The sequence below is a fragment of the Morganella sp. BCCO 40_0007 genome (genome assembly GCF_032989665.1).
GTDB classification, from domain to species: Bacteria; Pseudomonadota; Gammaproteobacteria; order Enterobacterales; family Enterobacteriaceae; genus Morganella; species Morganella sibonii.
Map to the genome: position 1 here is coordinate 1 of NZ_JAVBIN010000038.1, position 419 is coordinate 419.

At 54.2% G+C, this 419-nt stretch carries 1 protein-coding gene; it reads left to right on the forward strand.

All coding sequences use genetic code 11. The features are described 5' to 3' along the window. On the forward strand, positions 1–419 hold a 419-nt coding region (locus R5268_RS19395; protein WP_317423129.1), incomplete at both ends, for an RHS repeat domain-containing protein.

The window sequence follows — 419 nt, forward strand, 5'->3', positions numbered from 1 at the left end:
CGGGTCTGGCAGTCCGCACAGGCACAGCGGCTGAAGCAACCCCCGGAAAACCGGGCACCGGAAGAAACGGTACAGTTCTGCTGGAACGGCCTGCGGCTGGCGGCGGAGAAAAGCAGTAAATCCGCACATCTGACCTTGCATTACGTCTATAACAGCGGCAGCTATAACCCGCTGGCACGGATAGAAAGCTTTGACCATCCGGAAAAACAGACAACGGATATCAGTTATTATCACGTTGCACTGAACGGCCTGCCGGAAGAACTGACGGACAGTCAGGGACGTATTATCTGGCACGGCGACTACAGCCTGTGGGGCAAATTAAAACGGGAACAGCACCCGGTGCCGGGATTCCGGGGTCAGCAGAATTTACGTTTTCAGGGTCAATATTTCGACAGAGAAACCGGACTGCACTATAATAC